Consider the following 25,537-nt stretch of genomic DNA (forward strand, 5'->3'; position numbering starts at 1 on the left):
GCACGCGCCGGCCGTGCCGCGTTACGCGGTGAGCTCCTGGTGCAGCGCCTCGCGCAGCCGCGCGGCCCGCTCGGCCACCTCGGCCGGGCCCAGCTCCACCGCCCGCGCGCACCAGCGCTGCCCCTCGGTGAGCTCGCCCCGGCGGGCGGCGAGGAGCGCCAGGCGCAGCGCGGCACGGCCGTGCCCCGCACCCGCCGCACGGGTCCACCACAGGGCGGCCTCGCGCTCGCTGCCCTCGCGGGCCAGCAGCAGCCCGAGGTTGAAGGCCCCGTTGCGGCTGCCCGCCTCGGCGGCCTCCCGGTACCAGTGGGCGGCGCTCTCCACGTCCCCGCGGGCGGCGGCGAGCATGCCGACCCGGACCTGGGCGCGGCGGTGCCCCTGTTCGGCGGCCCGCTCGTACCACTCCTCGCACTCGGTCTTCTCCGGCATCGGCTCGCCCAGCGCGGGCGGTCCCGGCGGCGGCTGGCGGGCGTCCAGCACCCCGGCCAGCCGGAACGCGGCCTCGGCGCTGCCGCCGCCCGCGGCGCAGCGCAGGTGCCGCTCGGCCTCCCGGTCGTCGCCGTCGCGCAGCAGGGCCATGGCGACCTGGAGCGCCGCGTCGGTGTGCCCGGCCGCCGCGGCGCGCTGGTACCAGCCCAGCGCCGTACGGTCCTCGTCGCGACCGGCGTGCAGGATGCCGAGGTTGAAGGCCGCGTCGACGCTGCCCGCCTCGGCCGCCTTGGAGAACCAGGGCTCGGCCCCGGTGTGGTCGCCCGCCTGGAGGAGCAGCACGGCGAGCGCGTTGGCGGCCTCGCGGTGTCCGGCGTACGCGGCCCGGCGGTACCACTGCTCCGCCTGCGGGGTGCGGTCCTGGGCGGCGCAGAGCAGCCCGAGGTTGTACGCCCCGTTGACGTCACCGGCGTCCATCGCGGCCCGGTACCAGCGCTCCGCGGTCTGCTGCTCACCGCGTGCGGCGTGCAGCGCGCCGAGCGCGTTGGCGGCGTTGCCGTCGCCCTCCTGGGCAGCGCGCAGCCACCACACGGCGGCGCTCTCCTCGTCGCCCGCGTCGCGCAGCAGGAAGCCCAGCGCGCAGGCGGCGCGCGGCTCGCCGTCCTTGGCGGAGGTGAGGTACCAGCGTCCGGCCTCCTTGAGCTCGCCGCGCTGCTCCAGGATCGCGCCCAGGTGCAGGGCGGCACGCCGGTGGCCCCGGGCGGCGGCCTGGCGGTACCACTGCTCGGCCTCACCGACCCGGCCGGTGGCGGGGCCCGCCACGGGGCTGTCGCCGTCGGCCGCGCCCTTCGCACCGTCGGGGGCCGTCGCGCGCCCGTCCCGGTCGGGCGCCGGCAGCTCGCCGGGCGGCACCAGGCCCGTTCCGTTTCGCCCCGCAGCGCCTCCCCGGCCCAGGCCGAAGGCATCGTGCGGGTCCTCCACGGCATTCCGCTCCAGGGCGCGGGCCAGTCGGTAGGCGGCCTCGCGGTGGCCCTGTTCGGCGGCGGCGCGCAGCCAGCGCTCGGCGCCGACGTCGCTGCGGTGCTCCAGGAGGTCGGCCAGCGCGTACGCGCCCAGCGCGTGGCCCTGCTCGGCGGACTGCCGCAGCCAGTACTCGGCGCCGGGCTCGTCGCCGCGCTCACGGAAGTGCCGGCCGAGCGCGTGCGCGGCGGCGGCGGAGCCGGCCACGGCGGCGATGCGCCACCAGCCCGCGGCCTCGTCCGGGTAGCCGCGCTGGTGGAGCAGGACGCCCAGGTTGTTCGCGGCGGCCCGGTCCCCGTCGGCGGTGGCGGCGCGGAGATACCGCTCGGCGCTGCTCAGCTCGCCCCGGCGCAGCAGCAGCGCGCCCAGGACGCTCATGGAGGCGGTGTCCCCCGCGTCGGCGGCGCGTCGGTGGCGCGCCTCGCTCTCGGCGCTGTCCGCGGCGTCGACCGCGTCCGTGGTGTCCTCGTCGGACGTGCTCGCGCCGGCGCTCACGTCGATGGCGCCGGTCCGCTGGACCGGTGCGCCCGCCCCGGCGATGGCAGCAGCGAAAACCGCGTCTACCGCGCTTTCCGCATCTTGGCCGCGCTGCTGCACAAACCGCCCTGTCTCCAACAGAGTTGCCCTGTCCCCCATAAATACCATCGTCGCACCACCTGTAACCCGCGTACACCTGGTATATCGCGGCCAGTGAGGTCACTACAGCGTTTTGTCGACATGCCCACAGGGAGACAAGTCAAACACGTCCGGAACCAACTGGTGCTCAGCGAACCGCACTTCACGCCCGCAGCCTGGGATCGACACGGCTCTGCGCACGGCAGACATGACGAAGGCCCGGATCCCAAGGGATCCGGGCCTTCGCCTTTTCGTAGCGGGGACAGGATTTGAACCTGCGACCTCTGGGTTATGAGCCCAGCGAGCTACCGAGCTGCTCCACCCCGCGTCGTTGTGTTCAAACCGTACCACGACGCGGGGTGGAGCTTTTCTCAGCTGCCCTGGTCGGAGCCCTGTCCGGCCCCGTCGGACGCGTCCGGCTTCCTCGCCGGATCAGCCTTGTCCGGGTCCGCCGGCTTCCCCACGCTCGCGGGTTCGGCCGAACTCTCCGGCTTGGCGTCGCCGGCCGGCTTCTCCGCGCCGTCGGCCTTGTCCCCCTCGCTGCCCGCCTTGGGCTGCGCGGCGGCGGCTCGCTCCAGAGCCTCCTGAAGAGCCTCCTGGGCCTTGCCGTAAGCCGGCCAGTCCTGCTCCTTCAGCGCCTTCTCACCGTCGGAGTACGCCTTCTGGGCGTCCGCGATGGCCTTCTTGAGCGCGGCGCTGCCGGTGGCCGGGGGCTCATCGGTCTCGCCCGGCGGCTCATCGGGATCGGGCGGTGTCGTGGCCCCGTCGTCCTCGACCCCGAAGACGGCGTTGAGCGCGTCCTTGAGGTTGTTCTCGAAGACGATCTTCGAACCGTACGAGGCGGCCACCTTGCGCAGCAGCGGGTAGTTCTGGTTGCCACCGCGTGTGTAGACCGGCTCGATGTACAGGAAGCCGCCTTCCAGCGGAACCGTCAGCAGGTTGCCGTACTCGATGTCCGAGTCGGTGCCCTTGAGGTTTCTCACGAACTCGGCGACGTCGTCGTTGCCGTTGAGCTCACTCTGTACCTGGCCCGGCCCCTTCACCGTGGAGGTGACCCGTAGCAGCCGCATCTCGCCGTAGTCCTTGCTGGCCGCGTCCGCGTTCACCGCCATGAAGGCGCCCAGGTTGGGCCGCCCTCTGGGAGTGAACGTGGTGGTCAGGGAGAACTGCTGCGCCTCCTGGCCCGGCATCTTCATGCTCAGGTAGTACGGCGGAACGGAGCCCGGCTCCTTGTTGGTCGGGTCGTCCGGCACCTGCCAGGCGTCACTTCCGCTGTAGAACTGCGCGGGGTCCTCGACGTGATAGCGGGTGAGGAGCTCGCGCTGGACCTTGAAGAGGTCCTGCGGATACCGCAGGTGGTCCATGAGCTCCTGCGGGATCTCACCGCGGGACTCGACCGTCCCCGGGAACGCCTTGCGCCAGGTCTTGAGGACCGGGTCCTTGGTGTCCCACTCGTAGAGCTTGACCTTGCCGTCGTACGCGTCGACGGTGGCCTTCACCGAGTTGCGGATGTAGTTGACCTGGTTCTGCTGGGCGACGACCGCGCGCTGGTTGGTGGTCAGCGAGTCGGCCGTGGTGTCGCCGAGCGTGGTCCGGGACGCGTACGGGTAGCCGTTGCTCGTGGTGTACGCGTCGACGATCCACTGGATCCGGCCGTCGACGACCGCCGGGTAGGCGTCGCCGTCGATGGTCAGCCACGGGGCGACCGCCTCGACGCGCTCCTTGGGCGTGCGGTTGTACAGGATCCGCGAACCATCACCGATGGCTCCCGAGTACATGATCTGCGGCTCGCTGAAGGAGACCGCGTACGCGGCACGGTTGAAGGTGTTGGAGAGACTGACCCCGCTGCCGCCCTTGTAGCTGGTGGTCTTCTCGCCGTCCTCCTCGTAGTCGAGCTCCTTCTGGGGCCCGCCGACGATGGAGTACTGCTCGGTCTTCTCGCCGTAGTAGATCCGCTGCTCGTACTTGCCGAACTCACCGGTGGAGGGCAGCCCCGACTCGGTGAAGTCCGGGGACCCCGTCGGGTTCGTCCCGGTGGTCGTGCCCCGGGCCGCGATGGCGCCGTACCCGTGGGTGTACGTGAAGTGGTCGTTGATCCAGTTCCGCTTGGGCAGGCCCTGGATGTTCAGCTCGCGCAGACCGATGACGGTGTCCTGCTCGTTGCCGTCCTTGTCCTTGTAGCGGTCGACGTCCAGCGTCTTGGGGAACTGGTAGTAGTTCCTCCGCTGCTGGAGCTGCTGGAAGGCCGGGGAGACGACGTTGGGGTCCATCACCCGGTAGCTGGCGGCCGTGTTGGCGGCCGCCCGCAGCTTGGTGTCGTCCTCCGTCGTCGCCTGGCCCTCGTAGTCGTCCACCTGGGCGTCGTCGATGTCGTACGCGTCGCGTGTGGCGTTGATGTTCTTCTGGATGAACTCGGCTTCCTTGGCCTGCTCATTCGGCTGGACCTGGAACTTCTGCACGATCGCCGGGTAGAGCCCGCCGATCAGGATCGCCGAGAGCACCATCAGGCCGAAGCCGATGACCGGGAGCTGCCAGGTGCGGCGCCACAGCGTCGCGAAGAACAGCACCGCGCAGATGGCCGCGATACAGAACAGGATGGTCTTCGCCGGGAGATAGGCGTTGGCGTCGACATACCGGAGGCCGGTCCAGTTGTCCGCGGCCTTGAAGTCACTGGACTTCACTGCCAGCCCGTACCGGTCGAGCCAGTACGCCACGGCCTTCAGGGAGACGAAGATGCCGAGCAGCACCGAGAGGTGGCCGGTGGCCGCCCCGGTGGCGCGGGCGCCGGGGCTGGTGATGCGCAGCCCGCCGTACAGATAGTGGGTCAGGGCGGCGGCGATCAGCGCGAGCACCGTCGCCGCGAAGCCGAAGCCCAGCAGGAAGCGGTACCACGGCAGGTCGAAGGCGTAGAAGGCGACGTCCAGCTGGAACTGGGGGTCCTTCTGTCCGAAGGCCACGCCGTTGACGTACATCAGCCACGTACGCCACTGGCCGGACGCGGAAGCTCCGGCGATCAGTCCGACGAGCGCCGTGACGGCGAGCAGCACCCACTTCTTGTAGGGGGCGATGCTCATGCGGTAGCGGTCCAGGCTCTGCTGCTCCAGCGACATCGCGCTCAGCGGCGGCCTGAGCCGGTGCGCGAGCCAGATGTTCACACCGATGGCGAGCGCCATCAGCAGTCCGAAGACGAGGAACAGCCCGATCTTGGTCCACAGGGTGGTGGTGAAGACGGATGAATACGCGACCGACCTGTACCAGAGCCAGTCCGTCCAGAACCCGGCGAACATGACGAAGGCCATGGCGAGAACCGCCAGGACGCCCAAAGTCATGAGCAGGGTACGGGCGCGCCGGGACGGGCGGCCGACTCTGATCCGTGGCCCGGTCGGGCCTCCGCCGCGGTCCGGCATCTGGAAAGCCAACGTGCGCACCTCGAAGTTCGCGGTCGTGTGAACAGGCCCAGCGATCCTAGAGCCCACCTATGCAACTTACTGAGGCTTTACCTAGTTCCCGTTCCCGGGGTGGAAGGAGGCAGGATATTGCCCATGCCCAACGTTTCCCCCGCAGGACCCCCGATGGCCGCGAGTCCGCTCACCGTCGCCGTCCTCGAAATCGACGCCTATGCCTCCAACCTCGGCTGGGACCAGCCCGCCCGGCTGTTCGCCCTGGTCGACACCGCACAGCTGCGGGTCCAGGAGCCCGGTCTCGCCGCGCAGCTGGGCCTTGCGGACCCCAGCTCGTCCGTCGCCGCGCTCACCCCGATCGAGCAGGACGAACTTCCCCCGGGCACCGCGCTCGACGACTTCCTCGGCACGATCGCCTGGCCCGACGCCGTGGTCGGCTGCGCCATGACGGTGGAGCGGCTGATGCTGCCGCCGTCCGCCGAGGCCTCCGTACCGGATGGTCTCAGCGACAAGCAGCTGACCCAGTGGGTGGCCAAGCACCCCGCCCGGCAGGAGGTGCGGATGACCGTGGCCGTGCTGCGGGACGGGGCCCGCGAGTCCGCCGTACGGCTGCGCGAGAAGGACTCCCCCACCGAGGTGCTGACCGGCTCCGGTCTTGTGCCCGGTCTCGCCGAGGCGCTCGCGGCGACGTTCGAGTCCTGACCAGGCCGCTGCCCGGGGCCGTCGTCGTACGGTTCCCGGGCGGCGCGGCCGTCAGCCGGTCGAGCAGCTCGGCAGGCCGGCGGTCTTCCCCGCGCGGATCTGCTCCAGCGACTTCGTGGCGTCCTCGATGGTCTTGACCCGCACCAGAGTGAGCCCATCGGGAGTGTCGGCCGCGGCCGACGCGCAGTTGTCGTCGGGCGTGAGGAAGTAGCGGGCGCCGGCGTTGCGGGCGCCGACCAGCTTCATGTTGATGCCGCCGATCGGGCCGACCCTGCCCGCGTCGTCGATGGTGCCGGTGCCCGCGACGAACTTGCCGCCGGTCAGATCGCCCGGGGTGAGCTTGTCGACGATGCCGAGGGAGAACATCAGACCGGCGCTCGGCCCGCCGACGTCCGCGAGCTTGATGTCGATCTCGAACGGGAACGTGTGGTCCGTCCCGGCCTTGATGCCGACGATCGCCCGGTCCTTCCCGCCCTCCTCGCTGCCGTCCTCGGCGGCGGGAGCCTTCGCGGTCCTGATGGTGATCTTCTCGCCGCCCTCGGGGACCCGGCGGGCCTTCTCCGCCGCGGCGGCCTCCTTGGCCGGAACGATGGTGAAGGTGACGTTCTCGCCCGGCCGGTGCTCGGTGACGAGCTCGGCCACGTCGTCGGGCTCCTTGACCGCCGTGCCGTCGACGGCCTTGATCACGTCGCCCGCGTGCAGCTTGCCCTCGGCGGGGCTGTCCTTGACCACCGTGGAGACCACGACCTGGGTGGAGACCGGGATGTCCAGCTCCTTCAGGGCGGCCACCTTGGCGCTCTCCTGGGACTGGCTGAACTCCTCGGCGTTCTCCTGGGTGGACTGCTCCTCGGTCTTGCCGTTCGGGTAGAGCGTGTCGTGCGGCACCACGATGCTGTCGTGGGCCAGCCAGCCGTAGACGGCCTCGGCGATGTTCATCCGGTATTCCGCCCCGGTGACACGGACCGTCGTCATGTTGAGGTGCCCGGAGGCCGGGTACGTCTTGCGACCGGAGATCTGCAGGACGGGCTCGCCCCGCGCGTCGCCCAGGGTGTTGACCGTCGGTCCGGGAGACATCTCCGCATACGGCACTTTGATCAGCACGCCTGCGCAGAGCAGCGCGATGAGAATGAAGGCGGAGGCGAGCATCGTCGCGGTGCGGCGTGGCATGGAACGACAGTACGGGAAGGGCCTGTCAGTGCACTGCCGGGGCCGGTCCGTACGAGGGGGCCGGAACGCGGCGGAAGTCGATCACGCGGCGTGCGGCGGCCTCAGAGTACCTCGGAACCGGAAGGGGATTTCTCCATCGCGTCACGGAACCTGGCGTAGCCGGCCAGTTCGGTGACGTCGCCGGTCGTGCGGTTGCGGGCTGCCCAACTCGCCCATATCGCACCCCCGACAGCAGCGAAAAGTGGTATCAACAGCCAAGCGAGTGCCGCCATCACGACCTCCCTACCCCATGAGCGACCGGATGCCCGATCAGCAGATTAACGATCCGGAAGTCCAACGCTCATGGCGGGGGTGCGGTTACGCAAATCGGGGCTGATGCGCCCCGGTCCCGTTTGCGCTCAGCAGGCTCCGACCCACTCCTCCGTACCGTCCGAGAAGCGCTGGTGCTTCCAGATCGGAACCTCGTGCTTGAGGTCGTCGATGAGCTTGCGGCAGGCCTCGAAGGCCTCGGCGCGGTGCGGGCAGGCGACGGCGACGACCACGGCCAGGTCGCCCACCTCCAGTTCACCCACTCGGTGGACGGCCGCCAGGGCACGGACCGGGAAGTCGGCGACGACCTTCTCCGCCACCCGGCGCATCTCGTCCTCGGCCGAGGGGTGACACGAATAGCCGAGCGCGCCGACGTCCTGCCCCGCGTCGTGGTTGCGCACGGTGCCGACGAAGAGGGCGATGCCCCCCGCCGCGTCGTCGCCGACGGCGCGGAAGACCTCGTCGAGGGAGAGCGGGGCGTCCCGGATCGCCAGCAGCCGGATGGGGTCCGCTGCCGCGTGCTCGCCGGGGTGGTCGTGGGTGGGTGCCATGCTCCCATCGTGCCGTACGGCTCCGACATCCCGGAATTGCCTGTTCTACCGGCGGCGGACCGGCCGGTTTGGAGCCTCCTACAGGGGCCTGCGGGCGCGGTGGGCGGTCAGATGCGGCGGCGGGCCTTGCGGGCGCGGCGCACCACGGCGGCGGCGCCGAGCAGGGCGACCGTGGCTCCGGCGGCTCCGGCGGCGGTGGCGTCCTTGCGGCCGAGGCGGCGGCCGGCGAGCGTGTGGCGGCCCTCGACCTCTTCGAGGAGGGCTCCGAGCACCTCCTCGTTCGTCCACTTCGGCCGCCATCCCACGTCGTGCAGCCGGCTGACGCTGACCACCCAGGGGTGCATCGTGTACGCCAGGTCGCCCGCCGGGGACGGAGTGAGACCGATCCGGTGCAGCCGGGCGGCGGCCCCGAGCGCGACGGCCGAGGGCAGCTCCATCCGGCGTACGCCGCTGAGCTCCTCGACCTCCTCCTGCTCCAGCCAGCCGTCGCAGCCGACCGCGAACTCGCCGTCGATCTTCTCCAGGGCGGCGTACTCCAGCGCCGTCACCAGGTCGTCGACGTGACAGAACTGCCAGGTGGGGCGCGATCCGGCGACGACCAGCAGACGCGGGGACTCGAAGTAGCGGGTCAGGGCGGTGTCCGTGCCGCCGACCAGGACGGTGGGGCGCACGACGGTGACGTTGAGCCCGGGGTGGGCGCGCGGGGCGCGGCGGCCGAGCCGCTCGATCTCCAGGAGGTCGCCAACGCCGGTGGCCTCGGCGGTGGCGCGCAGCTCGGCGTCCTCGGAGAGCGGCACGTCGTTGTCGGCGAGCGCCCCGTAGACCATCGCCGAGGTGCACAGCACGACCCGGTGGACCCCGACGGCGGCCGCGGCGGTGAGCACGGTCTGGGTTCCTCGTACGTTGTACGCGGTGCGGGCGGCGGGGTCGGTCTCCAGGTCGAGATCGACGGCCAGGTGCACGACGACGTCCGCGCCGCGCAGCTTCTCGGCGATGGCCGGATCCCGTACGTCCAGGATGTGCCAGGTCGCCTCGGAGACCTCTCCGCGGCGCTCGTCGATCGCGATGACCTGCTTGATCGCGTCGGATGCGGCGAGGTGGGCGGTCAGCAGTTCGCCGATGCCGGTCGCGGCGCCGGTGACCGCGACGACGGGGCCCCGGTTTCTGGGGGTCCTGGGGCGTTTCTTCTCGGGCGTGCTCTCGGGCGAGGGGTCGGTCAGGTTTCGCGCTGCGCGAACCTGCGGATCTGGGGAACTCACCGGGCGTCTCCAGCGGTTGTCTTCAGTACGTACCCGAATGACGCGTACGTACCAGGTGGCGTCCATCCTGCCGCAGGCCGGGAGTCGGCGGAGCACTGAGGCCCGAAGCGGGCGTGGTGTCTACGCTGGATGGTGATGTCGGGCAGTCGCCGTCGGTTCGAGCCGGCGGCCCTACGAGCCGAGGAAACCCGTGAGTGACACCCCATTCGGATTCGGCCTTCCGCCGGAGGAGCCGGAGAACGGCGACGAGGGCAAGAAGAAGGACCCCACCGAAGGTGGGCAGAGCGCGGGCGGGCCCGGAGGCCCGTTCGGATTCGGGCCGGGGGCGGGCGGGGACAACCCGTTCGCCGCAATGTTCGGCTCGATGAATCCGAACGACCTCGGCGCGGCCTTCCAGCAGCTCGGCCAGATGCTGAGCTACGAGGGCGGTCCCGTGAACTGGGACATGGCCAAGCAGATCGCCCGCCAGACGGTCTCGCAGGGCACTCCGGACGGCACCAAGGACGCCAGCGTCGGCCCGTCCGAGCGGACGGCGGTCGACGAGGCGCTGCGGCTGGCGGACCTCTGGCTGGACGGCGTGACGTCGATGCCGTCCGGTTCGGTCTCCACCGTGGCGTGGAGCCGTGCGGAGTGGGTCGAGGCCACGCTGCCGGCCTGGCAGCAGCTGGTCGACCCGGTGGCCGAGCGGGTGGGCCTGGCGATGGGCGATGTGCTGCCCGAGGAGATGCAGGCCATGGCGGGCCCGCTGATCGGCATGATGCGGTCGATGGGCGGCGCCATGTTCGGCCAGCAGATCGGGCAGGCCACCGGCGTGCTGGCCGGTGAGGTGGTCGGTTCCACGGACATCGGGCTGCCGCTGGGCCCGGCGGGCAAGGCCGCGCTGCTCCCGCTGAACGTGGCGCGGTTCGGCAAGGACCTCAGCGTGCCGCAGGACGAGGTGCGGCTGTATCTGGCCCTGCGCGAGGCCGCTCACCAGCGGCTCTTCGCCCATGTGCCGTGGCTGCGGTCGCATCTGTTCGGCGCCGTCGAGGCCTACGCCCGCGGTATCAAGGTCGACACCAGCAAGCTGGAGGACGTCGTCGGTCAGTTCGACCCCTCGCAGCCGGAGCAGTTGCAGGACGCCCTTCAGCAGGGCATGTTCCAGCCCGAGGACACGCCCGAGCAGAAGGCGTCCCTGGCCCGGCTGGAGACGGCTCTCGCGCTGGTGGAGGGGTGGGTGGACGCGGTGGTCCACGAGGCCTCGAAGTCCCGGCTGACCTCGTCCGACGCGCTGCGGGAGACGATGCGCAGGCGCCGCGCCTCCGGCGGGCCCGCCGAACAGACGTTCGCCACGCTCATCGGTCTCCAGCTGCGCCCGCGCCGGCTGCGGGACGCCTCGCGTCTGTGGGCCTCGCTCACCGACGCCCGGGGTCTGGAGGGCCGGGACGCGCTCTGGGCCCACCCGGACATGTTGCCGACCGCCCACGACCTGGACGACCCGGACGGCTTCGTGCACCACGAGCAGGCCGACTTCTCCGAACTGGACAAGATGCTCGGCGAGGCGGCGAAGGGCTCCGGCAAGCCGAAGGCTCCCGACGCCCCCGAGGCCGACGCCGACGGTGACACTGACGCCGACGATCAGGGCGAGGGCAAGGACGACGAGGACGGCAAGGGCGGCCCCGGCCGGTGAGCCTGCACGACGACGCCGTTCTCGTACTGAAGGGGTATGCCTCCGAGGGCCCGGACGGTGACCAGGCGCAGCTGCGTCGGGACTATCTGGATCACCTGGCACGCCACGACGACGGCATGTGGAAGGCGTGCGGGGCCGGGCATGTGACGGCCAGCGCCCTGGTGATCGATCCGGAGCGCGGCAAGGTGCTGCTGACGCTCCACCGCAAGCTGCGCAGGTGGCTCCAGATGGGCGGCCACTGCGAGCCCCAGGACGCCGCCCTGGAGGGGGCCGCGCTGCGGGAGGCCACGGAGGAGTCCGGCATCACGGGGCTCACCCTGCTGCCCGGCGGACCCGTCCGGCTGGACCGGCACCCGATCCCCTCTCCCTGCAACCAGCACCTCGACGTGCAGTACGCCGCGCTGGCCCCGGCCGGAGCGGCGGAGCGGATCAGCGAGGAGTCCCTGGAGCTGCGCTGGTTCGGCTACGAGGACGTGCCCGGAGTGGCCGACGCGTCCGTCGTACGGCTGCTGGAGGCGACGCGCGCCCGCCTGGAGCGGGCGGGCCGGTAGGGCGGATACGGGTAAGGGGCGGCCTCCCTGAGGCCGCCCCTTACCCGTAACCGTGTGCCGATCAGTTCCAGGCGTTGTTCTGGTTCTGGCCGTGAGCGCCTTGCTGGCCGACGCCGAACTGCGCGCGGGCACCCTGCCCGATCTGGGCGTTCTGCGGAGGCATGACCTCACTCGGCTGGACCAGGGCGAAGCCCTGGCCGAGGAAGCTCAGCTCCCAGCCCTCGCCGGTGTTGCCACGACGCCGGAAGACACCCGAGGAGTGCGTCTGGGCCTGCATCTGCACGCGCAGGGAGCTGGACCAGGCGACGATCGCGTCGGCGTCGGCGTTGACGTACTTCTCGGGCGTGACCTGCATCATCAGAGGCTGGCCCGAGGTCATGAGGGCGACCTTGCCCGAGCCGGAGATGTTCAGCTGGTACTTGCCGCTGCCGGAGATCCCGTACTGGCTGTCGACCGCGATGACCTCGGTGTGCAGCGCGGAGTCGAGCGCGAGGACATAGGAGCTGTCCACGGTCATTCCCTCGCGGTCGACGTCCACGACGTGGATGTACTGGGCGAGGTTGGCGAGGTAGACGGTGCCCTGGCCGGACACGCGCATCAGGTCAAGGCCCTCGCCGGTGCGCGCGCGGGCGTTCCGCTGGCCCTGCGACTGGTATTCGCCGTCGAAGTCCATCAGACCCTGGTAGGCGACCATCGCGCCCTTCCGGGCGAGGACGTCGTCGTGACCGGTCAGCGAGACCCGCAGGAGCTGCGGGTTCTGGACGGCGTACCGGTCCTGGGTCTGCTGCTCGGTGTGACTGAAAAGCGGACTCTGCATGATGTGTTCTCCCTCCCCGTCAGTTCCGGATCCGCAGGCGGTCCGTGCTGTCCTCGCTCGGCTGGACGACGACGACGCCCTGGCCGGAGAAGCCCATCTGATAGGCCTCGCCGCTGCCCCGGCCGATCAGCGAGCCGGCCTTGAAGCTCCGCTTGCCCTTCACCTTGAGGTTCGGGGACCAGGCGACGAGCGCGTCGGGGTCGACGTACGTCTCGTCCTCGCCGCGTCCGCAGTCGACGACGATCGGGGTGCCCCGGGAGGTGATGGCGACCCATCCGGTGCCCTGGACGACGACGTTCCACAGGCCCTGTCCGGCGAACTTGGCGAGCCCCTTGACCTTCTCGACGCCCCAGGTGAGGTGGGCGTCGAAGGCGAGGAGGTTGGTGCCGTTGACGGAGATGGAGTCGTTGTTGAGGTTGATGACGACCACGTCGGCGCCGTAGTCGGCGAGGTACAGCAGCCCGTCGCCGGAGCACTTCATGACGGGTGCGCCCTCGCCGGTGATCCACTGGGAGGCGATCTGCCGGACGGCGGGCGGGTTGGGCTCGTACTGGATGAAACCCTCGTACGCCACCATCGAGCCGGTGCGCGCGAAGAGGTCCTGTCCGGAGGCCATGGCGACCTTGAGCATGGTCTTGCCGTGGTTCTCCATACGGGCCGTGACAGGGGTCGGGGCGAAGCCCGCGAGTTGCTGGTTCATGACGGGCTCCCTCAGACCTCGTAGGGCTGGACGACGATGAAGTTGCCGGGGGCTCCCCGGAACTGGAGGTTCACGGTCTCGCCGCTGTGCCCCGGGTAGGCGTTGCGGCGCAGCCGGACCTGGCTGGAGACGATCACCTGGGAGGCGGCCGACCAGGCCACCACCGCGTTGCAGTCGGCGAACGTGGTGGGCGTGACCGGCAGGACGACCGGGGTGCCGTGGGTCTTGATGATCACGGTGCCGGTGCCCTGGAACTGCATGGTGAACAGGGCGCCGCCGGGGATGCCGTGCCCCTCGACCCGCCGGACCTCGTACTGGAGGGACTCGTCGAAGGCGAGGACGCTCTCGGCGGAGACGCAGATGGCGTCTCCCTGGAGCTCGATGGGGTGCAGGTGGGAGCCCTCCTCGGCGAGGAAGACCTGGCCGCGGCCGGTACAGCGCATCAGCTGCATCTCCTGGCCGGTGGCGTTGCCCACGGCACGGCCGACGAACCCGGCGCTCTTGTAGCCGAAGTCGACCTTGCCCTGATACATCACCATGCTGCCCTGGCGGGCCAGGACCCCGGATCCGCCCATGGTCAGGTCGACCCGCATGAGCTGCTGGTTCTGCGGGGTCCAGCGCTGCCCGGTCGCGGTCTCCTTGTACGGCTGCAGGGCCGCCTGGAGACCCGCGCCCGTGGCCGGGACCCCCTGGGGCACACCCTGCGGGACGCCCGGAGGCATGCCGCCGGGGGGCTGCTGACCGTACGGAGCCGGCGCGGGCTGCCCGTAGGGAGCCGGAGCCTGCTGGCCGTAGGGGGCGGGAGCCTGCTGGCCGAAGGGCGGGGCCGGCGGCGCGCCCTGGCCGGGGACCTGGCCGAACTGCGGCTGCTGGGGCTGGCCGTACGGGGACGGGGCCTGCGGTGCCGCGGGGGCGTGCGGGGCCTGGGGCGCCAGGGGCGCCGCGATCGTCGGCGCCGCGTGCATCGGCTGCTGCGGCGCGGGCGCGGACGGGGCGCCGAAGGACGGTGCGGGCTGCGGGGCCTGGGATGCGGGCGGGGCAGCCGGTGCACCGAAGGCCGGGGGCGCGGTGGCCTGGGCCGGCGGGGCGAAGCCCGGAGCGGCGGCCGGGGCGGGCGGCGCCTCTTCCTCGGCGACCTCGCCGCCGAAGTTCTTCAGGAGCGCGTCGAGACCGCCGTCGAAACCCTGGCCGACCGCGGCGAAACGCCAGACGTCCTTCAGATAGAAGTCGCCGAGCATCACGGCGCGTTCGGTGGTGAACTCCGAACCGGTGAAGGCGTACCTCACCACTTCCTCGCCGCCCGCGACGATCCGGATGTACCCCGGACCGATCTGGGACATCTGCCCGGAACCGTCGAGCGTCGCGGTGAAGGAGAGCTTGTGGATGGCTGCCGGAATGCGGTCGAGCGTGACGCGGAAGGACTCGGTGTCACCGGACTGCGCGCCGAGGAGCTGGATGGACTCCTCGGGCGATTTCGGCTGATTGAAGAAGATGAAGTACCGGTCGTCGGACAGTTGCTCGTTGGCGTCGAGGCCGAAGCAGCTGATGTCGAAAGTCAGCCCCGGGGCAGCGATCTGCACACCTACGTACAGATCCGTCCCTGGCGTGAGATCACTGATCTTGGCCTTGTGGCCTCGTTGGAATTCCCTGGCCATGCGTAACGACCGTCCCCCATCCCGAAGGTAAATGCGTCGCGTCAGGCTAACCGCAAACGACGGCATCGGACCAAGCCGGTACACACCCGGTACAGAATCGGCGAAAGCGTCACTCCTCGCGGGCGGCGGGCAGGTGGGGCAGCTGGTCGGCCGCCACCACGCCCTCCAGATACCCACGGGCGCGCTCGGTGCGCGGATACGCCTCCAGCAGCCGCCAGAACCTCGGGCCGTGTCCGGGAACGAGCAGGTGCGCGAGCTCGTGGACAAGCACGTAGTCGACTACGTACTCCGGCATGCCTTGCAGCCGGTGCGAGAGCCGGATGCTGCCCTCGGCAGGGGTGCACGAGCCCCAGCGGGTGTTCTGGTTGGTCACCCAGCGCACCGAGAGGGGCCTGGCGCGACCGTCGAAATACTGGGCCGACAGCCGGACGGCACGCTCCTCGAGCTCGGTGTCGCCCAGGACGCGCTTGCTCTCCTGGGCGGCGAGCTTGTCCAGCATCACACCCACCCAGCGCCGCTCCTCGGCCTCCGACATCCGGGCGGGGATGAGCACGATCGTGCGGTCGCCCTCCCGGTACGCGGAGACCGTCCTCCTGCGCCGGGTGCTCCTGCGGACCTCGACCGCGCTCGTCACCGAAGCGCGGGGCTGATGGGCTGCCGCGCTGCGCTGATGGCTTCCGGCGCTGCGCGCGGGGGTCTCCCCGGCGAAGCCGGACGACGGGTCGGCGGGCACGCCACGACGTTACCCGCTGTCCGTGGGGGAAGTCCCGCCCCGGGAACGGTTCGGCGGCGATCCACGCCACAGCTTGCACCATTTGAACGATTAAGGGCTTGAACGACTGATAACGGGTGCCTGTGGACAACTCCGCGCACGGTCCGTCGCGGGCCCGCATTCTGGCGGAAGTCCTGCGGAAAGAGCTCCGCGGATCATCCGGTCTGCGGGCACACCCGTGCCCGCGACACCGCTCGGGGGGAGAAGTCATGTATCCGATGCTGAAGCCCGCACTGCGTCGTGCCTGGCGCGGACGGAACACCGTGCGATTCGGTGTGACACCCGCCCATGCCGTGACACTCGGTCCGGTGGACATCGCCACCGGGAGCTTTCTGGAACTGCTCGACGGCACGCGCGGTCTGCCACTCCTGCACCAGGAGGCACGCGGGCTCGATCTGTCGGAACGTCACGTGGACGTTCTGCTGCGACGGTTGGCGGAGGCCGGCCTTCTCGATGATCCGCGGTCGGCCGGTCCGGGAGCCGATGCGCTGCGTCGGAGCGCCGATGTGATGGACCGCCAGCGTCCCGACGTGGCCTCGCTGTCGGTCGTTCGTCCCGAACCGGGCGGCGGACTGCGCCGGATGGCGTCCCGGCGGGCGATGCGGGTCCAAGTACGGGGAGCGGGCCGGGTCGGGGCGTCCATCGCGTCCGTGCTGTCCGGTGCGGGGGTCGGACAGGTGGACGTGCTCGACGGAGGCCGGGCCGAGCCCTGGGATGTGGCGCCCGCCGGGCTTCCCCCGGCTTCGGTGGGGGAACGGCGTGACGTGGCGGCCCGCCGGCTCGTCCGCCGGTCCGCACCCGGGCCCGCCCCCCGACGGCCGAGGACGGACGGGGCGGGGGCGGGCCGCCCGGGAGGAGACCCGGCAGAAGGCGGGGCAGGGGCCGAACCGGCGGGGAGCGCCGGACAGCCCGGTCTGTCCCTGATCGTCGTCGCACCCCGGGACGGCCTCGCGGTGTACGCACCCGTCGCGGACACGGCCGGCCCTTGGATCGCGTCGGGCACTCCTCATCTCTATGCGGGGGTGATCGAGGCCACAGGGGTGGTCGGGCCTCTCGTCCTGCCCGGGGGCACCGGCTGCGCGGGCTGCCTGGAACTGCACCGTGCGGACCGGGATCCGCAGTGGCCCCGGATGCTGGCGCAGTGGCGTTCCGGGCGGCGGGGTGCGGTGCCCGCCTGCGATCTGGCGCTCGCGACCGCGGTCGCCGGTCTCGCCGCGGCACATGCCCTGGCCTTTCTGGACGGGGAGCTCCCGGCCAGTACCGGAGCTCGCTGGGAGGCTGCGCTGCCGTTGCTGGACTGGCGTTCCGAGCCGATCGGCCCGCACGCGGACTGTTCCTGCGGGGCGGCCGGGGGCGCTCGGGGGTGTCGGACGCCGCCCGGAGGGGATCGGGCCTCGGACGGGATTCGGGCGCAGGACACAATGGCCGGGTGACCGCCGTCGCCGGAGAGACACCGGAGGCCCGAGCGGCACGGCAATCTGGGAACTGGAGGGGCACATGTCTGATCTTCCCCGGAAGGCGGTTACGCGTACGGCCAAGCTGGCCGCGCTTCCGCTCGGCTTCGCCGGCCGTGCCACCTGGGGTCTGGGCAAGCGGATCGGCGGAAGGTCCGCCGAGCTGGTCGCCCGTGAGGTGCAGCAGCGCACGGCGGACCAACTGTTCAAGACCCTGGGCGAGCTGAAGGGCGGGGCCATGAAGCTGGGCCAGGCCCTCTCCGTCTTCGAGTCGGCCCTGCCCGAAGAGATCGCCGGCCCCTACCGGGCCGCGCTGACCAAACTGCAGGAGGCCGCGCCGCCGCTGCCCGCGCGCACGGTCCACGGGGTTCTCGCCGAACGGATCGGCGAGGACTGGCGGCAGTGCTTCCTGGAGTTCGAGGACACACCGGCGGCCGCCGCCTCGATCGGTCAGGTGCACCGGGCCGTGTGGCACGACGGCCGCGAGGTCGCCGTGAAGGTGCAGTATCCGGGCGCGGGCGAGGCGTTGCTGTCCGACCTGACCCAGCTCAGCCGGTTCGCCCGGCTGCTTGGCCCGCTGGTCCCGGGGATGGACATCAAGCCGGTGATCAAGGAACTGCGCGACCGGGTCGAGGAGGAGCTGGACTACGAGCTGGAGGCGCAGGCGCAGCGGGAGCACGCGGCGGAGTTCGCGGACGACCCCGATGTGGTGGTCCCCCAGGTGGTGCACCAGTCCGACCAGGTGCTGGTGACGGAGTGGATCGACGGGATCCCGCTGTCCGAGGTCATCGCGGAGGGTACGGCGGAGCAGCGGGACCGTGCGGGGCAGCTGCTGGCCCGCTTCCTCTTCTCCGGTCCGGCGCGCACCGGCCTGCTGCACGGCGACCCGCATCCGGGCAACTTCCGCCTGCTGCCGGAGGAGGAAGACGGCTCGGCCGGCTCGTGGCGGCTGGGGGTGCTGGACTTCGGCACGGTCGACCGGCTTCCGGGCGGGCTCCCGCGGAACATCGGGGAGTCCCTGCGGCTGACGCTGGAGGGCGATGGGGCCGCGGTGTACGGGCTGCTGCGCGAGGACGGCTTCGTGAAGGAGTCGATCGACCTGGACCCGGACGCGGTGCTCGACTATCTGCTCCCGATCATCGAGCCCACGCGGGTGGAGGAGTTCACCTTCAGCCGGGGCTGGATCCGTGAGCAGGCGGCCCGGATCGCCGATCCGCGCTCCCCCGCCCATCAGCTCGGCCGGCAGCTGAATCTGCCCCCGTCCTACGTCCTGATACACCGGGTGACGCTCAGCACGATCGGGGTGCTGTGCCAACTGGGCGCGACGGTCCGGCTGCGCGACGAGCTCGAAGCTTGGCTGCCGGGATTCCTGGTGGAGGACCCGGAGGCGGACGAACCGGAGGCCGACGACAGGGCGGTGGAGGGCCCGGCGGCGGAGTACGCCGAGGAGGAGGGCGAGACCGTCCAGGCGTAGTGAGGGCCCGTGGTCTCCCGCCTCCGACGCCCGGGGCCGGGTGGGCGGTCACCACCAGAGCGAGTCGAGGCGGCTCTCGATCGCGCGGATGTGGAGGCGGGCGCAGCCCTCGCAGAAGTGGAGACGGCGTCCGTCCTCCACGGAGCTGAGCCACGTCACCGGGGCGGTTCCGCCTTCGACGGCGGTGCCGCAGCGGGCGCACACCACGCTTCCCGCGACGGGCTGTTCGGGGGGATCGTTCTCCTCGTCCACCTCCTGACGATATCCCTGCGACCGGACGGGCGACGGCACAACGCACCGCGGGGCCGCCCGTGTCCGGACGGCCCCGCGGTGGGGTAATGGCTGCACGGTCAGTGCATGACCGCCATGGCCAGCGCGCGGCGGGCGCGCAGCGAGGCGCGCTCCGCTCGGCGCTGCATGCGGCGGGCGCTGATCAGGCGGGCCGACTGGCGGTCCTCCTGGGCCTCCCGCAGGCGGTCGTGCATATGCGCACGAGCCAGGGCTTCTGGGATGAGTTGCATCTCGCGGGTCCTGTTCTGACGCGAGTCGTTCGCGCCGATGATGGTGACGTCAGGGGTGGCGGAGCCGACGGGCTCCTTCGTGGGGGTGATCATTGGTGCCTGATTCCGGGGGTCATGAGTCTGAGGACGGTCGATCGTTCCGAGGCGCAGCCTGGATGTGGGGGCGGGGACCCCACAGGTGGCGGTCACGCCGCGACCGGGTTCTTGCGCGGACGGCCACGCGGACGCTTGCGGGCCACGACGACGCCCTGGACGAAGAGCTCGCCGCCCCAGACACCCCACGGCTCGCGGCGGTCCTTCGCCCCGGCGAGGCAGGCCTCGACGAGCGGGCAGGTGCGGCAGAGGGACTTGGCGTACTCGACGTCGGCGGGCGACTCGGCGAAGAAGACCTCCGGGTCGTAGGAACGGCAGGGAACGGGCACGCCGAGGTTCTCGATGGCGTCGTCGAGCGCGGTGAGCGTGGTGAGCGGGGTCAAGGTGGAGTCCTCCGTGGAGCCGGGCGGCGAGATCGGGGTGGAAAGCGGTACTGACGGGGCGTGCGTTTCGATGTGCACGGTGGGTGGTGTCCTCGTCTGGTCGTGCCGGCCTGTTGGCCGGTTGGCGGCTACTGGTACCAAGTCCTGCTTGTCCCGAGGCTCCTTCGTTCCGTCTCGTCCGTTCGGACAAAACAAAAGGGCCGCGGATCCCGAGTGGGGTTCCGCGGCCCTGAAGGCGCCGGCCTGATGCTGGATCAGGCTGGATCACTCCAGGGTTCAGGCCCACGGATGGCCCACTTCGTGTGGTTCTGGTGCTGCGTCTGCGTCTTGGCTCCGGCACCGGCTGCCGCAAAGGCATAGGCCTGAGCCTTTGCCGCCTTCGCTACTGCTGCCGCCGGTGCCTCGATCGGTCGCTCATTGCGCTCCCGCATCACGGGGAGGCTCGCCAGGGACAGCGGACGGACGGCGGAGACGCCGGACAGACCGGTGGCGCGAAGCGAAGCAACCGAGGAGCGGGTGAGGCCGAGCGAGCAGGCGGAGACGACCGAGAGATCGGTCATTTTCTGGGTTTCGATGATGCTGATCACTTCAATCGCCTCCTCTCGGCGTCTCAGGGGGACCGGCCGGGACCGGTCCTGCGTATTCGGATAAGTACAGCACGGAATCAGGGCTTCAGAGAAGTCGCTGTTCCCGTGGTTAAGAACCTATGGTGACGACTGGTGCGGGCGCAAACTATTTTCTGGATGAGTTTTTCTCATGTCTCGTCGGCGCCCTCCCCGGACTCCTCATCAAACGCCTCACCTGCGCAGATGGCAAGAACCTCGGCGCCGAAGCGGCTCAGCTTCCGGTTGCCGACGCCGGCGATGACGACCAGCTCGCCCGCGGTGGACGGCACGGCCTCGGCGATCGCCATGAGGGTCTTCTCGGTGAACACGCAGAAGTCCGGCTGGCCCAGCAGGGCCGCCTGGGCGGCCCGCCAGTCGAGCAGCCGCCCGTACAGCGCCTCGTCCATGTCCGAGGGGCACTCCTCGCAGCGCATCAGCTTCATCTCGCCGGCGTCGGTGAGCGTCCGTCCGCAGACCCGGCAGCGCACCGGCCCCCGGTGCTTCCGCTCGACCGCCGGAGTCCTGCTCGCCGCCGCGGTCCGGCCGGTGCCCCGGTCGATCCCACCGCCGCCGCCGGCTCCGCCCCGTGCGCCCGAGGCCGCCGAGCCCGGCCGCAGCCCGTTCAGGAAGCGGGTCGGCCGTCGGCTCGCCCGGCCGCCCGGTGACCGGGACAGCGCCCAGGAGAGCGAGAGGTGGACGCGGGCGCGGGTGATCCCGACGTACATCAGGCGCCGCTCCTCCTCGACCTGCTCGTCGGTCTTGGCGTAGGCGATCGGCATCATGCCCTCGGTCAGGCCGACCAGGAACACGGCGTCCCACTCCAGGCCCTTCGCCGAGTGCAGCGACGCCAGGGTCACCCCCTGGACCGTCGGGGCGTGCTGGGCGGCCGCCCGCTCGTCCAGCTCGCGGACCAGGTCGGTCAGGGTCGCCCCGGGCCTCGCCGTCTCGAAGTCCTCCGCGAGGCGCACCAGCGCGGCCAGCGACTCCCAGCGGTCGCGCACGGCCCCCGACCCGGCGGGCGGACGGCTGGTCCAGCCCTTGGTGGAGAGCACCGCCCGCACCTGGGACGGCAGCCCCTCCGCTCCGTCGAGCAGGGAGTCGTTGCCCCCGGCGCGAGCCGCGCCGCGCAGGGCGGTGCCCGCCTCGCGGACCTCGGCCCGCTCGAAGAACCGCTCAGCGCCGCGCAGCTGGTAGGGCACCCCGGCGTCCGCGAGGGCCTGCTCGTAGACCTCGGACTGGGAGTTGACCCGGTAGAGCACGGCGATCTCACCGGCCGGCACGCCCGCGGCGATGAGGTCGCGGATGCGCCGGGCGGTGCCCTCGGCCTCGGTGGGCTCGTCCGGATACTCCGCGTAGGCGGGCTCGGGGCCCTTGTCGCGCTGCGAGACCAGCTCCAGCCGGTGGTCGGCGGCCTTGCCGTGGGCCTGGCTCAGCAGACCGTTGGCGAGGTGGACGACCTGGGGGGTGGAGCGGTAGTCGCGCACCAGCTTGACCACGGTCGCCCCGGGGTGGCGGGTGCGGAAGTTCAGCAGGTGGTCGGGGGTGGCCCCGGTGAAGGAGTAGATCGTCTGGCTGGCGTCGCCGACGACGCAGAGGTCCTCGCGGTCGCCGACCCAGAGGTCGAGCAGCCGCTGCTGGAGCGGGCTCACGTCCTGGTACTCGTCGACGACGAAGTGCTGGTACTGGCCGCGCACGTGCTCCGCGATATCGCTGCGGTCCTGGAGGATGCCGACGGTGAGCAGCAGCACGTCCTCGAAGTCGATCACCGAGCGGTCGCGCTTGAGCTGCTCGTACAGGGAGTAGATCTGGGACAGGACCGCCGGATCGCGGGGGGCGTCGCGCTGGGTCTTGGCGACCGCCGCCGGATAGTCGGCGGGGACGGTCTGGGTGACCTTGGCCCACTCGATCTCGCTGGTGACGTCCCGCAGCTCGTTGCGGTCGAGGCGGAGCTCGCAGCGGGCGGCGGCCTCGGCGACCAGCTGCACCTTGCGCTCCAGCAGCCGGGGCAGCTCGCCACCGACTGCTTTCGGCCAGAAATACTGGAGCTGGCGGAGCGCGGCGGAGTGGAAGGTCCGCGCCTGGACGCCGGTCGCGCCGAGCTGCCGGAGGCGGCCGCGCATCTCTCCGGCGGCCCGGTTGGTGAAGGTGACGGCGAGCACGGTGGCCGGCTGGAGGATGCCCGCCCGCACCCCGTACGCGATGCGGTGGGTGATCGCGCGGGTCTTGCCCGTACCCGCTCCGGCCAGCACACACACCGGTCCGTGCAGGGCCAGGGCCACCTCGCGCTGCTCGGGGTCGAGCCCGTCGAGCACGGCGTCCGGGGTCTCGGGAACCTGGGGGAAGAGGGTGGAGTGCGTTGCTGCTGTCACCCCGCCATGCTGCCAGGTCCCACGGGGCGGATGCGGCGGTTGTCCACAGGGGTGAGGTATTCGTCGTACTGATGCGGCACCCGCCGCCCCGCTCGTCGTCCGGCCCGGAGCGCCTGGGCGGTGGCGGGAATGCCCGCCGCGTCCCGTACGTTCTTGACCGATGCGGAAACGCTGCGGAAAGCCGCCGGACCGCGAGTGACGCTGCCGGCCGCGCAGCGGACGGACGAGACGAAGGAGCGCCAGCGACATGGCGGGCACTGTGACGATGTACAGCACCACCTGGTGCGGCTACTGCCGTCGGCTGAAGAGCCAGATGGACCGCGAGGGCATCGCGTACAACGAGGTCAACATCGAGCACGACCCGGAGTCGGCGGCGTTCGTCGAGAAGGCCAATGGCGGAAACCAGACGGTCCCGACGCTGCTGATCGTGGCTCCCTCGGGCACCGAGTCGGTCATGACGAACCCGTCGCTCGCCCAGGTGAAGCAGGCGCTCGCGGCCTGATCCGCCGAGGGAACGACTGCCCGTCGCGCGGACCACTGCCCCCGGCACCGCCGGGGGCAGTGGTGTGTCCGGGGCCGGTGCTCAGCCGGTCCGCTTCACGCCGCCCGGCCTCGGGAGCGGCTTGCCGTACCAGAGTTCGATGAGACGGGCCGCGATCGAGATTCCGAACGGGGGCATGACCTCGCCGGACTCGAAGGCGGCGGTGAGGTCCTCGCGGGAGAACCAGCGGGCCTCCTCGATCTCCTCGCCGTCGACGGTGATCTCGAAGGAGCTCGCCCGCGCCATGAAGCCGAGCATCAGGCTGGAGGGGAACGGCCAGGGCTGGCTGGCGATGTACTCGACCTCGCCGACGGTGATCCCGGCCTCCTCGTAGACCTCCCGGGCCACGGACTGCTCGATCGACTCCCCGGGCTCGACGAACCCGGCGAGCGTGGAGAAGCGGCCCTCGGGCCAGTGCACCTGGCGGCCCAGCAGGGCCCGGTCCTGGTCGTCGGTGACCAGCATGATGACGGCCGGGTCGGTACGCGGGTAGTGCTCGGCGCCGCAGGCCTGGCAGCGGCGGATGTGGCCGGCCGCCGCGATGACGGTGCGCTCGCCGCAGCGGGAGCAGAAGCGGTGCAGCCGCTGCCAGTTCTCCAGGGCGACGGCGTGCACCATCAGGCCCGCGTCGCGGGGGCCGAGCAGCAGTCCGGCCTCGCGCAGTCCGGCCGGGCGGGCCGACTGGTCCATGCGGCCGGGCAGCGAGTCCTTCTGGAGCGCGAAGTAGCTGACGCCCTCCTCGTCGGTGCCGAGGAAGTACCGGTGGGTCTCGGTGACCGGGGCCTCGAAGGCCTGGGTCATCACGATCTCGGTGCCCCCCTCGGGGGTGTCGTCGATCAGCACCTGCCCGCCGGAGACGACGAAGACGCGGGTCGTCGGGTGGCTCCACGCCACGGCCAGCCAGGCCTCGTCGAGGCGGTGGTGGGCCGCGCGGTCGATGCCGCTCGGCGCGGTGAGGCCGATCGGGCGGTCTGCGGTGGCGTTGTCGAAGGTGCTCACAGGTGCTTCCTACTCCCCCTGGGCGGAACGGGTGTGCAGAGGTACGTGGAGGTGTGCAGAGGATTCAGCGGAGTTCCGGGCATTCATCGGAGCGCTGTGGCCAGCTCGCCCCACAGGTACGCGGTCGTCTCCACGCCCTTGAACAGAAGGTCGAGTTCGACCTTCTCGTCGGGGGCGTGCCAGCCGTCAGAGGGTACGGAGATGCCGAGGAACAGGACAGGGGCGCCGAGCACGTCCCGGAGGTCGGCGGCGGGACCGGAGCCTCCTTCGCGGGTGAAGAGGATCTTCTTCCCGAAGGCCCGGCCCATCGCGCGGGCCACCGCCTGGAGGGCGGGGTGGTCCAGCGGGGTCAGACAGGGACGGGTGGCGGGCTGGAAGGTGATCCGGTGCCGGACGCCCGCCGGAACGCGGGACTCCACCCAGCCGCGGACGGTCTGCTGGACGCGGTCGGGGTCCTGGCCGTCGACCAGCCGGAAGCTGATCTTCACCAGGGCGGCGGAGGGGATGATCGTCTTGCTGCCGGCACCCTGGTAGCCGCCGCCGATGCCGTTGACCTCGGCGGTGGGGCGGGCCCAGACGCGCTCCAGCGTGGAGTACCCGGCCTCGCCGGAGGCCGCCCGCGACTTCGCGGTGCGCAGCCAGGTCGCCTCGTCGAACGGCAGCTCGGCGAAGAGGGCCCGCTCGGTGTCGGTGAGGTCGGCGACCCCGTCGTAGAACCCGGGGATCGCGACCCTGCCGTCCTCGTCGTGGAGGGCGGCGACCAGGCGGGCGATCTCGGTGGCGGGGTTGGGGACGGCTCCCCCGAACGATCCGGAGTGGATGTCCTGGGTGGGGCCGTGCAGCTCGATCTCGCACTCGGCGAGGCCCCGCATGCCGGTGCAGACGGTGGGGGTGTCCTCGTCCCACATGCCGGTGTCCGAGACGATCACCGCGTCGGCGGCGAGGCGGTCCGCGTACTGCTCGGCCAGGGCGCGGAAGTTCGGGGAACCCGACTCCTCCTCGCCCTCGATCAGCAGCTTGAGGTGGACGGCCGGGGCGGTGCGGCCGGTGGCGGCGAGGTGGGCGCGGACCCCGAGGGTGTGGAAGAACACCTGGCCCTTGTCGTCGGCGGCGCCGCGTCCATACATCCGGCCGTCCCGGATCACCGGCTCGAACGGATCGCTCGCCCAGCCGTCCTCACGGGCGGCGGGCTGCACGTCGTGGTGGCCGTAGACGAGAACGGTCGGAGCGTCCGGGGTCTCGCCGGGCCACTCCGCGAAGACCGCGGGGGCGCCGGGGGTCTCCCAGATCTCGGTGACCGGGAAGCCGGTCTCCTTGAGCTTGGCGCTCAGCCACTCGGCACTGCGCCGTACGTCCCCGTCGTGCTCCGGCTGCGCGGATACGGACGGGATGCGCAGCCACTCCGCGAGGTCGTCGAGGAAGGCTGCGCGGTGCTGTTCGGTGTACGTACGGACGGCGCTGTCCGGGGTCTCGCTCATGCT

22 protein-coding genes and 1 tRNA gene are annotated in these 25,537 nt (G+C 71.3%); 6 read left to right on the top strand and 17 right to left on the bottom strand.

The features are described 5' to 3' along the window. Window positions 1-21 precede the first annotated feature (21 nt). The 3 genes from ACH4UK_RS09715 to ACH4UK_RS09725 form a co-directional block, all read right to left on the bottom strand. Window positions 22-2,094: a sel1 repeat family protein gene (locus ACH4UK_RS09715; RefSeq protein ID WP_398355480.1), complete on the bottom strand. Its 2,073-nt coding sequence runs from the start codon at window positions 2,092-2,094 to the stop codon at window positions 22-24. 224 nt (window positions 2,095-2,318) lie between these two features. Continuing rightward, window positions 2,319-2,392, bottom strand: a tRNA-Met gene (locus ACH4UK_RS09720). Between the two features lie 43 nt (window positions 2,393-2,435). Beyond that, window positions 2,436-5,471 (bottom strand): UPF0182 family protein, encoded by a 3,036-nt coding sequence (locus ACH4UK_RS09725; RefSeq protein ID WP_398355717.1) that lies wholly within the window; start codon window positions 5,469-5,471, stop codon window positions 2,436-2,438. Window positions 5,472-5,606: 135 nt separating this feature from the next. On the opposite strand from ACH4UK_RS09725, the gene ACH4UK_RS09730 reads away from it, so the two are divergent. Beyond that, on the top strand, window positions 5,607-6,167 hold the full coding sequence (locus tag ACH4UK_RS09730; RefSeq protein WP_398355481.1) for a PPA1309 family protein: 561 nt from the start codon (window positions 5,607-5,609) through the stop codon (window positions 6,165-6,167). A gap of 51 nt (window positions 6,168-6,218) precedes the next feature. Here the strand turns inward: ACH4UK_RS09730 and ACH4UK_RS09735 are convergent, their stop codons facing one another. The 3 genes from ACH4UK_RS09735 to ACH4UK_RS09745 form a co-directional block, all read right to left on the bottom strand. After that, window positions 6,219-7,334 carry a PDZ domain-containing protein gene (locus ACH4UK_RS09735; protein WP_398355482.1) on the bottom strand — a complete coding sequence of 372 codons (1,116 nt, stop codon included), beginning with the start codon at window positions 7,332-7,334 and terminating at the stop codon, window positions 6,219-6,221. Between the two features lie 398 nt (window positions 7,335-7,732). After that, complete coding sequence (locus tag ACH4UK_RS09740) at window positions 7,733-8,194, bottom strand: molybdenum cofactor biosynthesis protein MoaE (protein WP_398355483.1); 462 nt, start codon at window positions 8,192-8,194, stop codon at window positions 7,733-7,735. 107 nt (window positions 8,195-8,301) lie between these two features. Next, window positions 8,302-9,453: an SDR family oxidoreductase gene (locus tag ACH4UK_RS09745; protein WP_398355484.1), complete on the bottom strand. Its 1,152-nt coding sequence runs from the start codon at window positions 9,451-9,453 to the stop codon at window positions 8,302-8,304. A gap of 190 nt (window positions 9,454-9,643) precedes the next feature. Between ACH4UK_RS09745 and ACH4UK_RS09750 the strand changes: the two genes are divergently transcribed. Further along, window positions 9,644-11,122: a zinc-dependent metalloprotease gene (locus ACH4UK_RS09750; RefSeq protein ID WP_398355485.1), complete on the top strand. Its 1,479-nt coding sequence runs from the start codon at window positions 9,644-9,646 to the stop codon at window positions 11,120-11,122. After that, window positions 11,119-11,673 carry an NUDIX hydrolase gene (locus ACH4UK_RS09755; protein WP_398355486.1) on the top strand — a complete coding sequence of 185 codons (555 nt, stop codon included), beginning with the start codon at window positions 11,119-11,121 and terminating at the stop codon, window positions 11,671-11,673. The genes ACH4UK_RS09750 and ACH4UK_RS09755 overlap by 4 nt, the downstream gene beginning before the upstream one ends. Window positions 11,674-11,734: 61 nt before the next feature. Here ACH4UK_RS09755 and ACH4UK_RS09760 read toward each other — a convergent pair whose 3' ends face one another. From ACH4UK_RS09760 to ACH4UK_RS09775, 4 genes are all read right to left on the bottom strand, one after another. Then, a complete protein-coding gene (locus ACH4UK_RS09760; protein WP_398355487.1) occupies window positions 11,735-12,490 on the bottom strand; it encodes an AIM24 family protein in 756 nt (251 codons plus the stop codon). 19 nt (window positions 12,491-12,509) lie between these two features. Continuing rightward, window positions 12,510-13,190, bottom strand: coding sequence for an AIM24 family protein (locus tag ACH4UK_RS09765; protein ID WP_398355488.1), 681 nt, complete (start codon window positions 13,188-13,190; stop codon window positions 12,510-12,512). A gap of 11 nt (window positions 13,191-13,201) precedes the next feature. After that, window positions 13,202-14,845, bottom strand: coding sequence for a TerD family protein (locus ACH4UK_RS09770; RefSeq protein ID WP_398355489.1), 1,644 nt, complete (start codon window positions 14,843-14,845; stop codon window positions 13,202-13,204). A 109-nt stretch (window positions 14,846-14,954) separates the two neighbouring features. Next, the gene (locus ACH4UK_RS09775; protein WP_398355490.1) at window positions 14,955-15,578 is read right to left on the bottom strand and encodes a M48 family metallopeptidase; all 624 of its coding nucleotides are present in this window, start codon (window positions 15,576-15,578) and stop codon (window positions 14,955-14,957) included. A 248-nt stretch (window positions 15,579-15,826) separates the two neighbouring features. On the opposite strand from ACH4UK_RS09775, the gene ACH4UK_RS09780 reads away from it, so the two are divergent. Beyond that, the gene (locus ACH4UK_RS09780; protein WP_398355491.1) at window positions 15,827-17,050 is read left to right on the top strand and encodes a ThiF family adenylyltransferase; all 1,224 of its coding nucleotides are present in this window, start codon (window positions 15,827-15,829) and stop codon (window positions 17,048-17,050) included. A gap of 64 nt (window positions 17,051-17,114) precedes the next feature. Beyond that, on the top strand, window positions 17,115-18,545 hold the full coding sequence (locus ACH4UK_RS09785) for an ABC1 kinase family protein (RefSeq protein WP_398355492.1): 1,431 nt from the start codon (window positions 17,115-17,117) through the stop codon (window positions 18,543-18,545). A gap of 48 nt (window positions 18,546-18,593) precedes the next feature. Here the strand turns inward: ACH4UK_RS09785 and ACH4UK_RS09790 are convergent, their stop codons facing one another. The 5 genes from ACH4UK_RS09790 to ACH4UK_RS09810 form a co-directional block, all read right to left on the bottom strand. Beyond that, window positions 18,594-18,797 carry a hypothetical protein gene (locus ACH4UK_RS09790; RefSeq protein WP_398355493.1) on the bottom strand — a complete coding sequence of 68 codons (204 nt, stop codon included), beginning with the start codon at window positions 18,795-18,797 and terminating at the stop codon, window positions 18,594-18,596. A gap of 98 nt (window positions 18,798-18,895) precedes the next feature. After that, window positions 18,896-19,255, bottom strand: a complete 360-nt coding sequence (locus ACH4UK_RS09795; RefSeq protein ID WP_398355494.1) for a hypothetical protein — start codon at window positions 19,253-19,255, stop codon at window positions 18,896-18,898. Then, window positions 19,252-19,620 (bottom strand): WhiB family transcriptional regulator, encoded by a 369-nt coding sequence (locus tag ACH4UK_RS09800; RefSeq protein WP_006127424.1) that lies wholly within the window; start codon window positions 19,618-19,620, stop codon window positions 19,252-19,254. The genes ACH4UK_RS09795 and ACH4UK_RS09800 overlap by 4 nt, the downstream gene beginning before the upstream one ends. A gap of 176 nt (window positions 19,621-19,796) precedes the next feature. Next, a complete protein-coding gene (locus tag ACH4UK_RS09805) occupies window positions 19,797-20,129 on the bottom strand; it encodes a hypothetical protein (protein WP_398355495.1) in 333 nt (110 codons plus the stop codon). Between the two features lie 167 nt (window positions 20,130-20,296). Further along, window positions 20,297-22,516, bottom strand: coding sequence for an ATP-dependent DNA helicase UvrD2 (locus ACH4UK_RS09810; protein WP_398355496.1), 2,220 nt, complete (start codon window positions 22,514-22,516; stop codon window positions 20,297-20,299). 247 nt (window positions 22,517-22,763) lie between these two features. On the opposite strand from ACH4UK_RS09810, the gene ACH4UK_RS09815 reads away from it, so the two are divergent. After that, window positions 22,764-23,018 carry a glutaredoxin domain-containing protein gene (locus ACH4UK_RS09815; protein ID WP_006127421.1) on the top strand — a complete coding sequence of 85 codons (255 nt, stop codon included), beginning with the start codon at window positions 22,764-22,766 and terminating at the stop codon, window positions 23,016-23,018. A gap of 81 nt (window positions 23,019-23,099) precedes the next feature. On the opposite strand, the gene nudC is transcribed toward ACH4UK_RS09815, so the two are convergent. Next, the gene (gene nudC / locus ACH4UK_RS09820; protein WP_398355497.1) at window positions 23,100-24,056 is read right to left on the bottom strand and encodes an NAD(+) diphosphatase; all 957 of its coding nucleotides are present in this window, start codon (window positions 24,054-24,056) and stop codon (window positions 23,100-23,102) included. Window positions 24,057-24,139: 83 nt separating this feature from the next. After that, complete coding sequence (locus ACH4UK_RS09825) at window positions 24,140-25,534, bottom strand: dipeptidase (protein WP_398355498.1); 1,395 nt, start codon at window positions 25,532-25,534, stop codon at window positions 24,140-24,142. Window positions 25,535-25,537: the final 3 nt, after the last annotated feature.

Origin of the sequence: Streptomyces sp. NPDC020884 (assembly GCF_044333935.1) — a bacterium.
Lineage (GTDB): Bacteria > Actinomycetota > Actinomycetes > Streptomycetales > Streptomycetaceae > Streptomyces.

Excerpts from the sequence above, each read along its gene's own strand:
- ACH4UK_RS09715 (WP_398355480.1), bottom strand. The coding sequence starts at position 2,094 with ATGGTATTTATGGGGGACAGGGCAACTCTGTTGGAGACAGGGCGGTTT.
- ACH4UK_RS09725 (WP_398355717.1), bottom strand. The coding sequence starts at position 5,471 with ATGCCGGACCGCGGCGGAGGCCCGACCGGGCCACGGATCAGAGTCGGC.
- ACH4UK_RS09730 (WP_398355481.1), top strand. The coding sequence starts at position 5,607 with ATGCCCAACGTTTCCCCCGCAGGACCCCCGATGGCCGCGAGTCCGCTC.
- ACH4UK_RS09735 (WP_398355482.1), bottom strand. The coding sequence starts at position 7,334 with ATGCCACGCCGCACCGCGACGATGCTCGCCTCCGCCTTCATTCTCATC.
- ACH4UK_RS09740 (WP_398355483.1), bottom strand. The coding sequence starts at position 8,194 with ATGGCACCCACCCACGACCACCCCGGCGAGCACGCGGCAGCGGACCCC.
- ACH4UK_RS09760 (WP_398355487.1), bottom strand. The coding sequence starts at position 12,490 with ATGCAGAGTCCGCTTTTCAGTCACACCGAGCAGCAGACCCAGGACCGG.
- ACH4UK_RS09765 (WP_398355488.1), bottom strand. The coding sequence starts at position 13,190 with ATGAACCAGCAACTCGCGGGCTTCGCCCCGACCCCTGTCACGGCCCGT.
- ACH4UK_RS09770 (WP_398355489.1), bottom strand. The coding sequence starts at position 14,845 with ATGGCCAGGGAATTCCAACGAGGCCACAAGGCCAAGATCAGTGATCTC.
- ACH4UK_RS09780 (WP_398355491.1), top strand. The coding sequence starts at position 15,827 with ATGTATCCGATGCTGAAGCCCGCACTGCGTCGTGCCTGGCGCGGACGG.
- ACH4UK_RS09785 (WP_398355492.1), top strand. The coding sequence starts at position 17,115 with ATGTCTGATCTTCCCCGGAAGGCGGTTACGCGTACGGCCAAGCTGGCC.
- ACH4UK_RS09815 (WP_006127421.1), top strand. The coding sequence starts at position 22,764 with ATGGCGGGCACTGTGACGATGTACAGCACCACCTGGTGCGGCTACTGC.
- ACH4UK_RS09825 (WP_398355498.1), bottom strand. The coding sequence starts at position 25,534 with ATGAGCGAGACCCCGGACAGCGCCGTCCGTACGTACACCGAACAGCAC.